Annotated in this window: 11 protein-coding genes; 2 read left to right on the top strand and 9 right to left on the bottom strand. The window is 57.9% G+C overall.

What is annotated here, in order from left to right; translation table 11 throughout:
* Positions 1-956 (top strand): DUF2300 domain-containing protein (locus KGB03_RS01330; RefSeq protein WP_223525989.1); only part of this gene is annotated, 956 nt, incomplete at its 5' end.
* Positions 957-959: 3 nt separating this feature from the next.
* Positions 960-1,775: a YfaP family protein gene (locus tag KGB03_RS01325; RefSeq protein ID WP_223525986.1), complete on the top strand. Its 816-nt coding sequence runs from the start codon at positions 960-962 to the stop codon at positions 1,773-1,775.
* Between the two features lie 245 nt (positions 1,776-2,020).
* On the opposite strand, the gene KGB03_RS01320 is transcribed toward KGB03_RS01325, so the two are convergent.
* The 9 genes from KGB03_RS01320 to KGB03_RS01280 form a co-directional block, all read right to left on the bottom strand.
* The gene (locus tag KGB03_RS01320) at positions 2,021-3,106 is read right to left on the bottom strand and encodes a macro domain-containing protein (protein WP_223525984.1); all 1,086 of its coding nucleotides are present in this window, start codon (positions 3,104-3,106) and stop codon (positions 2,021-2,023) included.
* 50 nt (positions 3,107-3,156) lie between these two features.
* Positions 3,157-4,077, bottom strand: a complete 921-nt coding sequence (locus KGB03_RS01315; RefSeq protein ID WP_218537574.1) for a restriction endonuclease — start codon at positions 4,075-4,077, stop codon at positions 3,157-3,159.
* Positions 4,078-4,988: 911 nt separating this feature from the next.
* Complete coding sequence (locus tag KGB03_RS01310) at positions 4,989-5,741, bottom strand: S24 family peptidase (protein WP_218537573.1); 753 nt, start codon at positions 5,739-5,741, stop codon at positions 4,989-4,991.
* A gap of 223 nt (positions 5,742-5,964) precedes the next feature.
* Positions 5,965-6,492 (bottom strand): inorganic diphosphatase, encoded by a 528-nt coding sequence (gene ppa, locus KGB03_RS01305; RefSeq protein ID WP_008153565.1) that lies wholly within the window; start codon positions 6,490-6,492, stop codon positions 5,965-5,967.
* 273 nt (positions 6,493-6,765) lie between these two features.
* Positions 6,766-7,578 (bottom strand): zinc-dependent peptidase, encoded by an 813-nt coding sequence (locus KGB03_RS01300; protein WP_223525982.1) that lies wholly within the window; start codon positions 7,576-7,578, stop codon positions 6,766-6,768.
* A gap of 6 nt (positions 7,579-7,584) precedes the next feature.
* Complete coding sequence (locus KGB03_RS01295) at positions 7,585-8,241, bottom strand: DedA family protein (protein ID WP_218537571.1); 657 nt, start codon at positions 8,239-8,241, stop codon at positions 7,585-7,587.
* Between the two features lie 220 nt (positions 8,242-8,461).
* Positions 8,462-8,923: a GNAT family N-acetyltransferase gene (locus KGB03_RS01290; protein ID WP_008153569.1), complete on the bottom strand. Its 462-nt coding sequence runs from the start codon at positions 8,921-8,923 to the stop codon at positions 8,462-8,464.
* Positions 8,924-9,035: 112 nt separating this feature from the next.
* A complete protein-coding gene (eutC, locus tag KGB03_RS01285; RefSeq protein WP_223525980.1) occupies positions 9,036-9,860 on the bottom strand; it encodes an ethanolamine ammonia-lyase subunit EutC in 825 nt (274 codons plus the stop codon).
* An 8-nt stretch (positions 9,861-9,868) separates the two neighbouring features.
* A complete protein-coding gene (locus KGB03_RS01280; RefSeq protein ID WP_223525978.1) occupies positions 9,869-11,263 on the bottom strand; it encodes an ethanolamine ammonia-lyase subunit EutB in 1,395 nt (464 codons plus the stop codon).
* Between the last annotated feature and the right edge of the window lie 122 nt (positions 11,264-11,385).

Below are 11,385 nucleotides of genomic sequence, written 5' to 3'. Positions count from 1 at the left end.
GGCGTGGGACCAGTCAAATGGTCTTGCGTCACTACGGTGGGGCGTTGGCTTCGGTGTTGCCGGTGGATTGGCCTTCGGATGCGGGACGGTGTGTCGAGGTGGGGCTGTTTTCACGCTATCCCATCGGGCGCGTTCTGACGGGGGATCGTGCGGTTGAGTCCGGGCCCTTGCTGGGCGATTACCGCGTCGAATTCACCAACGGCAACCAACTCGATATCCACAGCGACGGCGAACTGTTTTTGCTGAAAGACCAACTGATCGCCCGTCTGGACCGCGAAGAATACGTCGCCCGCGTCCTCCAGCGCGAAGCCAGACCCGAACCCGCCGAAGCCGCCAAAGCTTTGGCCATCGCCATCCGCACGTACCTGCTGCAAAACGCCACCCGCCACGGCGACTGCCTGAGCATCGACGACAGCAGCAGCCGGCAACGCGTCGCCCCACGTCCAGCCACCGCCGAGTCACGCGACATCGCCGCCTGGACCAGCGACCTGGTCCTCGCCGGCAGCACCGTCACCTACCACTCCGACCAGCCCGGCCCGGACAAACTCTCCTGGCAGCAAGCCGTCGAACAAGCCAACGCCGGCCAACGCTACGACGCCATCCTGCTCCACGCCTACCCCCGCGCCAGCCTCAGCCGCTGGGACAATCCAGTCGCTTCCTGCGAAGCGCTCCCCGCCGCGCAAGACTGGCTGCAGAGCCAACGCCGCGGCTGGCGTCCGCGATTGGAAAACGAGGTTGGCTACAACGAAGTCAGCACCTTCGCCGTCTGCCGCCTGGCCTTCGGCCGCCCCTATGTCGACCGCGAACGTCAGCGCATTTATGTGCGCGGCGTGTTGTCGCTGCAAGACCGCCTCGACCTGACCCACGAATACCTGCACCTGGCCTTCGAAGCACACCCCAACGGCCAGGATGAAACCTACATCGAAGGGCTCGCCCGCCACCTCTTGCTGGAATAGGCCATGAAACTCCGTTATCCACAGGTCCTCCTGTTCCTCTGCTCCTTTTGCGTATGGCCGACGGCATTCGCCATCGAAAGCACCGCCAAACTCGACACCCCCGTTGGCGGCTGGCGCACTGGCGCGTCTGAAGGCGAAGGCGAAAACTTTCGCCAGATCGTCAACTACCCGGCCTCCTCGGTGAACACCCCGGTGGGGCAGGCCAATACTGCGCGCATCACCGGGCAAATCAACGCGACGCCCAAGTCCGGTGAGCCGGGCCGGTTGATCGTCAACGGCGTCAGCATGCCACTGAAGATCGATCCTGCCGGACGCTTTGATCGCCCGTTCTCATTCCCCAATGGCAGCAACAGCGTCGAAGTCCGCAGCCCCGATGGCCAGCAACGGCATCGCACGCAATTCCTCAACGCCAGCGGCGGGGCCACTCCGGCGAAGTTGCGGGTGCTACTGGCTTGGGACAGTGACGGCACCGACCTCGACTTGCACCTCATCACCCCCGACGGCGCCCACATCTGGTACGGCGACCGCGTTGCGCCTAACGGTGCTGCGCTCGATGTGGACGTGACGACGGGCTATGGCCCGGAAATCTTCGCCATGCCGGCGCCGATCAAAGGCCAATACCTCGTCTATGTGAACTACTTTGGGGGCGGGTATCGCAGTGATGATGAGGGGCAGGAGGAGGCGGTTCAGCCGCTGACGACGGCACAGGTGACGGTGATTACGGAGGAGGGGACGCCGAACGAGAAGATGGAGACGTTCCTGGTGCCGATGCGGGCGGTGGGGGAGTTGACGTTGGTTAAGGGGTTTAGTTATCCGTGAGGGGTGATTGTGCAAGTAGCTCTTGCACAATTGAATTGGGCAGCAGCTTGCAGCCCAATTGCTTGAAAGCGATCAGACAGAATTAGTCAGCAGGCTGCTGACCAATTTCGGAGTGTTCAGGCGTCGTCTAATTTGGCAGCTGAACAGTCGAGATGATCCAGACAGACCTTTGCTCGCTGAGGTGCTACAAGCCGTTCCCTAACTGTCCAACGGTTGTTGGACAATCATCGACGGTAGTGAGGTTATCAGGCAGCCATTTCAGGCCTAAAACTACTGGATGTCAGGCGTTTGAGAGCGATATCAAGCGCCGAATCTTCGAACAGTCTGCTCTTGCGAGCGGCAGCACCAGCTCCGCCATCCCAATGCTTCAACGCTTCACGCACAGCAGGAACGGTCGGAGATACCCCCTCCTGACTCAGTAGCCAATCGACCGTCGCCAGCAATTCCATGCCGAAGGGCGACTCAAAGCCGTCGATTAACTCAGCAGTGCGCTCCAAGGCTTCGGAATACTCCTTGGCCTCTGTTTTTAGATAGGTTTGCAAAAAGGCTTTGCGCTCTTGGTCAAACCAGATCACATCGCTGATACCCGCATCACTGATGCGCTTGTCACAATGCAAATAGCTGCCATCCAGGTTATTGAGCAGATGCTCCAGCCGATTGGCATATGGCCCATATTTATGAGCAACAAACTTAAGATTCAGTGGGTTTTCAGTGTCTGGTAGCTTCTCAATGGCACGCTCCAGGAACCAGGCCAGTTTCTGAATCTCAAGCAGGCTGCATTCCATACCCAAGACCCAATATCGTCGAACCAGTTCGGCAATGAGTGCGCGAGCAGGCGTGAGCTTTTCCACGCCGCTACGTTTGGCGACGTTCAGATACTGATTGGAAGGCTCAAATACCAACACATCGACATCCAGATCACTCAAGACATCAACAATTTGTTCGCGAACCTCAGGCCATTTCAAACCACCGTTACCGGCACCTAGAGGTGGAACCGCCACGGACTTCACATCGTTTTCAATCAGGAAGCGACGCAGATCGTGCAAGCCTTCGGTAATCCACGCCATCTGCGACGGTGATCGCCAGTGACGTTTGGTAGGAAAGTTTACGATCCAGCGAGGACCGTCGAGCTCGTTGACTGCCGTTACGTGAACCTTGCCGGTTTCTACCTCGCCGGCCTTGCAGGCAGCCGAATAAAGACGGTAATTCTCCGCGAAGCGCTCTTTGAACATCAACGCGATACCTTTGCCCATCACGCCCACGGTGTTCACCGTATTTACGAGGGCTTCGGTTTTGGCTTCCAGAAGGTTGCCTTGGGTAAATCTGATCATTGGAAAGACCATCCCACGGAAAAATGGGCCATGTCGGCAATAGGTGCTATTCACTCCTCATCAAAATAATCACGATCCAACGCCGGCAGCCGCAACAATCGCGACGTAACCCCCACCTCATGATCCATCATCAGATGCACCAGTCGCGTGCCATCAACCAACACAATCCCATCCACCGATTTAGCAAAGTCGACAGCGTGTGCCGTGAAACCAGAGGTTGTGATGAACACCCCGCGCTTAGCCTTTTGCCCGGCGAGTGCCCCGTAGAATGCCTGCAACTCAGGACGCCCCACTGTGTTCTGCCAACGCTTGGCTTGGACATAAACCTTCTCGAGCCCCAGTTTATCGAGCGAAATGATTCCATCAATACCGGCATCCCCAGACCCACCGACACGCTGCAGGTCATTGCGGCTAGCACCGTATCCCAGGCGATGAAGCACATCCAGTACGATCACTTCGAAGCGGTTGGGGCTGACCTGTAACAAGTTATCCAATAGATCGGCCGCTGTGGCATCACGCAATTCCTGGAGGGCTTGTTCAAGCCGATCATCTGGGCTGGCGGTCGCGGAGGTGGCGTCAGGTTCAACAGGTGTTTCGTCATCAAGCGGTGCCGCGTCCGGTGCAACCTTCAGCTTCACATTCATATAGCCAATGGCTAAATGTTCCACCGCGCCGGCCGACATGGGGGCTGGATGTTCCTTGGCATAGGCCATACCGGCATCAGTCAATTTCCAATACCCGCGTTTGGCACTGCTGGAAAGGCCGGCACGCTTCAGCCGATCGTGTGCCCAGCCCGCTCTGTTTTTATAGGTCGTCTGCCCACTGGTGATCAGTTCTTCACGCTGCTCTAAAGTCAGTTGCAACATTTTTGCTGCAGCTTCATAGGCATCCCGAGCGGGTGCCCCATCGGGTTTTGTGGCGAGAAACCGCAGGATGGGCTCGATGAACTGATCGTAAGTTGGAACGGACATGGACGCTTCCCTGTGATGGCTACGGTTTTGTGCTGATTGGCGGGCGAGTATAAGTTAACGTCCATTCAGGTATCCCGCGCGAGGGAGGCGTTGGCGCTGATAAAACGTAAGCCACTGTGTATAGAAAGGCTTTCGTCCTACAGAACATCCCTGCGCAATAAATTCCGCCGTCTGGCATAGAAAGCTTTACCCAAGCGCTATCATCCTCCCTCACTTTTTAGCGCCTGCTCAGCGGGCGCGTGAGCTGTGGAGCAACACACGGTAGTCACCGGCGAACTCAAGAGCAAAATCGACTGAGCGAATTTAACAGGTCTTGCCGATTAGGCAGCGCAGGTACCATCAGGTACTAAATGGAAATGTGCTTCAGCTGGATTCATGCATGAGAACAACCTGCTTCAGTCTGATTTGCCAACGGCTGACGAGCTGGATCAGCGCGGGATGTCGATCTAGCTCGCTAATCGTTGAGGCTCACTTTTTCGCAGGCATTAAAAAGCCGGCTTGTGGCCGGCTTCTCGGGGACTGGCTTGGTTCATTTTTGGTAAACCGCGCCAGCCTTCAAAACGTACACCCGGATCTTGCGTCCGGCTGTGGGACTTGGCGAGAAAGTCATCTGCCTTGTCGGTGCGATCTGACGCCATGGGGTGGGTCGATGCGCAAATGTGGGGCGCAGCATACTGATTTTTGATGGGAATTCCCAGCGTGGTGTGCGACCTAGAGCTATTGCGGTTACGTGTAGCAGCTGGCGAAGCTGTGGCGAGGGGATTTAGTGAAACGTCGCACCGCCCCGTTCGGCGGCGAAGCCGTCGTAATTCATTGGACACGGTGTGGCTGGAAAAACAGGGGCCGCTTCGCAGCCCAACGGGGATAAATCCCCTCGCCACAGCTTCGCCAGGTGCTACAGCGCTATGTGTTTACAGAAAAGGTATCGGTGGCCTGCGTTTATTCAGGGTCGACCACCAGAACACCCATCCCAGCACCCTTATTTGTTGTTCTTCGATTTGCGGAGGTCTGAAGACTTCATCCGGGTAATCGGAGCTGTTGTGGCTGCGCATGCGTATCGCGTTGCCTGGTACCCGGCTCAGGTATTTGATGCGCAGCATGCCGTCGTGCTCGATTGCGTAAATCTCTCCGTCGACAATTTGCGTGAGCCCGCGGTCGATGGCGACGATGGAGCCATCTTCAATTCTTTCGGCCATGCTGTTGCCGACCATGCGGGCGCAGATGGCATCGGCGTGGTTGATTTCCAGGGAATCAAGATCGCTGCGCGGGAAGCGGATCGATTCGCTGGGGTCTTTGATGACATGGGTTTTGTCGGAGCCGGGGGCGGTGGCCGCTTCTTTGTAAAAGGGTAGTTCGATGTCGACTGGGTCGATGACCCGATAGGTGCCCCGGATTGACTGTGCGTCGAAGGTATTGCCTGATGCGTCGATCAGGTGCAATGCCCTGGCGTCTTGCGGTCCTTCGCCGGTTTTCAGCCATTCAGTGTTCACGGACAGTCTTCTGGCGACATCTTCCATGCGGTAGTCGGGAACGCCGCGGGTATACCAGTTATGGACAGTTTGAGGGTCGGAAATGCCCAGGAATTCGGCAAATCTCGTTGTCGTGATTTGTAGCTCTTTCAGGAGCATTCTGAATCGTGGGCCGCAGGTTTTGTTCTTTTTCATAAACACGAGTCTAGCCGTGCGGCATAAGGCTTTGATTCAACAAAACGTTCAAATGTGGCGTGAAATTTAAGTCCTGATGTAAGACGTCTTTTGTAAAAATTAAACAAGAAAAAACCGGTTTGCCCGCCCGTTAAATGTGCTGTTGAACATGATTTTCAAACGCCCACAAAAAACCCCGGATCAGCCGGGGTTCTTCGTTATAGCCGTTCGTGAGAGACGGTTATCAGCCTTTATAGGCAGCAACCGACTTCATGATCTCGGTGCGAGCGGCTTCTGAGTCGCCCCAACCTTCGATCTTCACCCATTTGCCTTTTTCGAGGTCTTTGTAGTTCGCGAAGAAGTGCTCGATCTGCTGAATCAGCAGCGGTGGCAGGTCGCTGCATTCTTTCACGTCGACGTACAGCTGGGACAGCTTGTCGTGTGGGACTGCGATGACTTTGGCATCGCCGCCGCCATCGTCGGTCATGTGCAGGATGCCGATTGGGCGAGCGCGGATAACCGAACCTGGAGCAACCGGGTAAGGGGTCACGACCAGCACGTCGAGGGGGTCACCGTCGTCAGCCAGGGTGTTCGGGATGAAGCCGTAGTTGGCCGGGTAGAACATCGGGGTGGCCATGAAACGGTCAACGAACAGGCAATCACTGTCTTTGTCGATTTCGTATTTGATCGGCGCGTGGTTGGCCGGAATCTCGATCGCGACGTAGATGTCGTTCGGCAGGTCTTTGCCAGCCGGAATCTTGCTGTAGCTCATTGGGCGGTGCCCCCGTTAGTTGACCAAAAACACTTGGCCGGATTGACCAAAAAGTGGCGGCGATTATAGGCATATTCCGCCGCCGATGCTATGTACCAGAGGTCGTAGAGACCCGGGTGTCCTGTCTCACCGATACTGTCGCTTTTTGACGGCGTCCGTTGTGGTCATGCTGCGTTGCCGATCCTCGCCATAGCCAGCTATGACTCGTCGCGGCGCCTTGCCTGGCCACAACGGCCACTCGTCAAAAGAGCAACGTATCGGTGAGACAGGACACTAGTCGCGTGCCTGATAGACCGGGTCTTCGGTCAGAAGTTGCCGCAGCCGGGCCAGAGGGTCCTGACGATAAAACAGCTTCAGCTGCTTATAGACCTGAGGATACGCCTCGTGCAGCAAATCCGGGGCACTGAAGAAGTATTCGCTGGTGACCGCGAAAAACTCGGCGGGGTTTTCCGCCGCGTACGGGTCGATAGCGGTGTCAGCGTCGGGATTGCGCTCCAGTTGCCGATCTAGATCGTCGTAGGCCTCTTGCATGACCTTGGCCCAATCGCTGACCCGCATGTCGGTGTGCAGCGGCGGCAGGCCGTTGGCGTCGCCGTTGAGCATGTCGAGTTTATGCGCGAGTTCGTGGATCACCAGGTTGTAGCCTTCCCAGCCACCGCTGGCCATCACGCCGGGCCAGGCGAGGATGATTGGGCCTTGCTGCCAGGCTTCACCGCTGTGTTCGCCGTCCCATTCGTGTTCGACGCCGCTGGCATCGCGATGGCGCTGGGGGCTGAGGAAGTCGTCGGGATAGAGCACGATTTCGTGGAAGCCCTGATACCAGTTCAGATCGCCCAGGTGTAGCAGCGGCAATTGCGCCTGAGCGGCGAGCAGCAGGCGTTGCTCCTGGTGGAGCTCGACGCCGGGCAGGGTGGTCAGGTGTTTGTCCTGGAGGAACAGCACGCTGGCTTCGCGCAGCCACTGGTCTTCGGCGGCGCTGATGCCATCGAGAAAACTCAGGTGATGGCGCACCCGCTGCCACATGTCGTCGGCAACCGGATGCTTGGCCAGGATGCGCCGGCGACGCCAGGCGCTAAGGGACCACATGGTGAATCAGTGCGATTGAGTTTTGGATGCGGCGTTAGCAAGGCGACTGCGGATCATGCCGATGATCATCGGTAGCAGCGACACCAGGATGATGCCCACGACCAGCAGCGACAGGTTCTTTTTGATGAACGGTACGTTGCCGAAGAAGTAACCGAGGGTCACCAGACCGCCCACCCAGAGGATCGTGCCCAAAACACTGAAAGCGAAGAAACGCGGGTAAGGCATTTTGCCCACGCCGGCGACAAACGGTGCAAAGGTGCGAATGATCGGCATGAAGCGCGCCAACGTCACCGTTTTACCGCCGTGCTTGTCGTAGAAGTCGTGGGTTTGTTGCAGGTAGTCGCGGCGGAAGATTTTCGAGTTCGGGTTCCTGAATAAACGCTCGCCGGCCGTTCGTCCTATCAGGTAGTTGGTGCTGTCGCCAAGGATTGCCGCCAGCATCAGCAGGCCACCCAGCAGCACCGGGTCCATGCCGCCGCCGGCGGCTACTGCGCCAGCGATGAACAGCAGGGAATCGCCCGGCAGGAACGGCATCACCACCAGACCGGTTTCGCAGAAGATCACCAGGAATAAAATGGCGTAAATCCATGTCCCGTAGTTGTTTACCAGCAAATCGAGGTACACATCGAGATGCAGGATAATGTCGAGCGGGTTGAAATCCATGGAGAGCACCTGTGGTGACGGCCCGACTCTGCAGGCCTGTGCGGATGACTTCGCGAAAGCCTACAGACGGGTGTAGTTTTTCTTACGAGCCGGAAAGGTCGGCATTATACGATTTGAGAAGTGAAAAGCGCGTTGAGTTTGTAGCGGGGAATTTCCGAGCGCAGTGATAAGACGATCGCAGCCACAGGGCCTTACCCATAAGGGCTGCGATCTTTTCGGCTTACAGCTCGTCGCTGATCGGCAACACGTAGTTCTTGAACTCGGTGTCTTCCTTGAATCCGATGGATTCGTAGGTTTTGCGCGCGACTTCGTTATTGCTGCTGGTGGAAACGCGCATGCGTACAGCGTTGGTTTCCTTGGCCATTTTTTTCGCGGTGCGGATGAGGTTGTCGGCCACCAACTGGCGGCGAGCCTCTTCGGCGACGTAGATGTCGTTGAGGATCCACACGCGCTTCAGCGAAAGGGATGAAAAGCTCGGATACAACTGACAGAAACCCATCAGTTTGTTGCTGTCGTCATCGGCCAGGGCCAGGTAGATCACCGACTCCTTGCGACGCAGGCGCTTTTCAAGGAACGCCCGGGACGAGTCCGGATAAGCCAGGGAGCCATAAAACTCGCGATATTTGACGAATAACGGCGTCAACAGGTCCAGGTGTTCGAGGGTCGCTTGAATAATCCGCATGGTAGGTCTCGTCTTCAAGTGGCTGTCTTACGTGGTGACGGCGACGGGAAACCCTGGCGGCCGTGCATCGATCCTGCCTGAAACTGAATCTGAAACGCAATGCGGAAACGGTTCAGGCATCCGACGGGCTCAGTAGGAAATTACCTTTCTTGTCCGCTCCGGCGTCCGACTCCAGTGTCAGAACCTGGGCTTCGTCCTTCAGATTGACCCCTGACAACTGCCGCCGACAGGCCTCGCGCATCAAATACAGCAAACGGTGTGCCGCCATGCCGTAACTCAGGCCTTCGAGTCGGACGTTGGAGATGCAGTTGCGATAGGCATCCGTCAGCCCGACCTTTGGATTGTAGGTGAAATACAGCCCCAGGCTGTCCGGGGAACTGAGGCCAGGGCGTTCGCCGATCAGAATCACCACCATTTTCGCACCCAGCAGTTCGCCGATCTCGTCGGCTACGGCGACTCGGCCCTGTTCCACCAGAATGACCGGTGAGACGGACCAGCCGTCATTCACAATCTGATCTTCCATCCGCGCCAGAAACGGCAGGGTATGGCGATGAACGGCCAGCGCCGACAAACCATCGGCAACGACAATGACCAGATCGACACCGTCGGGATTGGCCAATGCGTAATCGCGCAGTGTCTGAGCCGACTCATCACTGAGCTTTCGCCCCAGATCGGGGCGTTGTAAATAACTGTTCCGGTCGGTAGCGGCGCTGTGTAGCCGCAAACTGGCACGCCCGCGCTCAGCCAGTTGTGCGCTGAGCCCCGCAGAGTCGAACGGCAAGTGCACCGCATCCCGTGCCTGAGCGTGGGCGTACTGGAAATCCAGCTGCGCGCTGGTCGGCATGCTGGTGCCTGTACGACCAAGGGCAATCCGCGCCGGTGTCAGGCGGCGCAGTTCCAGTAACGGGTTTTCTGGATCAGCAGGTGGTTTGTCCATTTCAACACTCATCCCAATTGCCCCATTGCTTGGCGGAAGGCCGGCGGCAGGCTGTCGCCGAAGTGAATCTTGCCGTCTGCCTGGGTGAAAATGCCCATTCTCGCCAGCCATTGTTCGAATTCCGGCGCAGGTTTCAGGCCCAGCGTCTGGCGGGCGTAAAGCGCGTCGTGGAACGACGTGGTCTGGTAGTTGAGCATGATGTCGTCGGAGCCGGGGATGCCCATGATGAAGTTGATCCCGGCCACGCCCAACAGGGTCAGCAGGGTGTCCATGTCGTCCTGGTCGGCTTCGGCGTGGTTGGTGTAACAGATGTCGCAGCCCATGGGCACGCCCAGGAGCTTGCCGCAGAAGTGGTCTTCGAGACCGGCGCGGATGATCTGTTTACCGTTGTAGAGGTATTCGGGGCCGATGAATCCTACGACGGTGTTCACCAGGAACGGTTTGAAATGTCGCGCAACGGCGTAGGCGCGGGTTTCGCAGGTCTGTTGATCGATGCCGTGGTGGGCATTGGCTGACAGGGCGCTGCCTTGGCCGGTCTCGAAATACATCAGGTTCTTCCCCAGCGTGCCGCGATTCAGGCTCAAACCGGCGTCGTAACCTTCCTGCAGCACGTTCAGGTTGATCCCGAAACTGGCGTTGGCCGCTTCGGTGCCGGCGATCGACTGGAACACCAGGTCCAGCGGAACACCGCGATTTATGGCCTCAATGGACGTGGTGACGTGGGTCAGCACGCAGGCTTGTGTAGGAATTTCGTAGCGCTGGATGATCGCGTCGAGCATTTCCAGCATGGCGCAGATGGAGGCGATGCTATCGGTGGCCGGGTTGATGCCGATCATCGCGTCCCCGTTACCGTACAGCAGGCCGTCGAGAATGCTCGCGGCGATACCGGCGGGTTCGTCGGTGGGATGGTTGGGTTGCAGGCGGGTGGATAGCCGACCGCGCAGGCCCATCGTGCCGCGGAACCGGGTGACCACGCGGATTTTCTGCGCGACCAGCACCAGATCCTGCACGCGCATGATCTTCGACACGGCGGCGGCCATTTCCGGGGTCAGGCCTGGCGCGAGGGCGCGCAGGCTCTGTTCGTCGGCGGCATCGCTGAGCAGCCAGTCGCGAAAGCCGCCGACGGTGAGGTGGCTGACAGCGGCGAAGGCTTGTTTGTCGTGAGTGTCGATGATCAGTCGGGTGACTTCATCGGCCTCGTACGGAATGAGTACTTCTTGCAGGAAGTGGCTGAGCGGGATGTTGGCGAGGGCCATTTGCGCGGCCACCCGCTCGCCATCGTTGAGGGCGGCGACGCCGGCCAGAAAGTCCCCGGAACGCGCCGGACTGGCCTTGGCCATGACGTCCTTGAGGCTGTCGAAGCGATAGGTCTGGGCGCCGACGGAATGGGAAAATGCGGCCATGGGACGGGGTCCTCCTGATTCTATAAACAACTCAAATACACCGCCGAACCCCTGTGGGAGCGGGCTTGCTCGCGAAGGCAGACTGACATTCAACATGGGTGGTGAATGACACTCCGCCTTCG

This window comes from Pseudomonas sp. BF-B-26 (genome assembly GCF_019956495.1).
GTDB lineage: Bacteria > Pseudomonadota > Gammaproteobacteria > Pseudomonadales > Pseudomonadaceae > Aquipseudomonas.
This window is presented reverse-complemented; position numbering and strand designations above follow the sequence as displayed.

Coding starts and splice junctions, on each gene's coding strand:
- KGB03_RS01325 (WP_223525986.1), top strand. CDS start 960: ATGAAACTCCGTTATCCACAGGTCCTCCTGTTCCTCTGCTCCTTTTGC.
- KGB03_RS01320 (WP_223525984.1), bottom strand. CDS start 3,106: ATGATCAGATTTACCCAAGGCAACCTTCTGGAAGCCAAAACCGAAGCC.
- KGB03_RS01315 (WP_218537574.1), bottom strand. CDS start 4,077: ATGTCCGTTCCAACTTACGATCAGTTCATCGAGCCCATCCTGCGGTTT.
- KGB03_RS01310 (WP_218537573.1), bottom strand. CDS start 5,741: ATGAAAAAGAACAAAACCTGCGGCCCACGATTCAGAATGCTCCTGAAA.
- ppa (WP_008153565.1), bottom strand. CDS start 6,492: ATGAGCTACAGCAAGATTCCGGCTGGCAAAGACCTGCCGAACGACATC.
- KGB03_RS01300 (WP_223525982.1), bottom strand. CDS start 7,578: ATGTGGTCCCTTAGCGCCTGGCGTCGCCGGCGCATCCTGGCCAAGCAT.
- KGB03_RS01295 (WP_218537571.1), bottom strand. CDS start 8,241: ATGGATTTCAACCCGCTCGACATTATCCTGCATCTCGATGTGTACCTC.
- KGB03_RS01290 (WP_008153569.1), bottom strand. CDS start 8,923: ATGCGGATTATTCAAGCGACCCTCGAACACCTGGACCTGTTGACGCCG.
- eutC (WP_223525980.1), bottom strand. CDS start 9,860: ATGGACAAACCACCTGCTGATCCAGAAAACCCGTTACTGGAACTGCGC.
- KGB03_RS01280 (WP_223525978.1), bottom strand. CDS start 11,263: ATGGCCGCATTTTCCCATTCCGTCGGCGCCCAGACCTATCGCTTCGAC.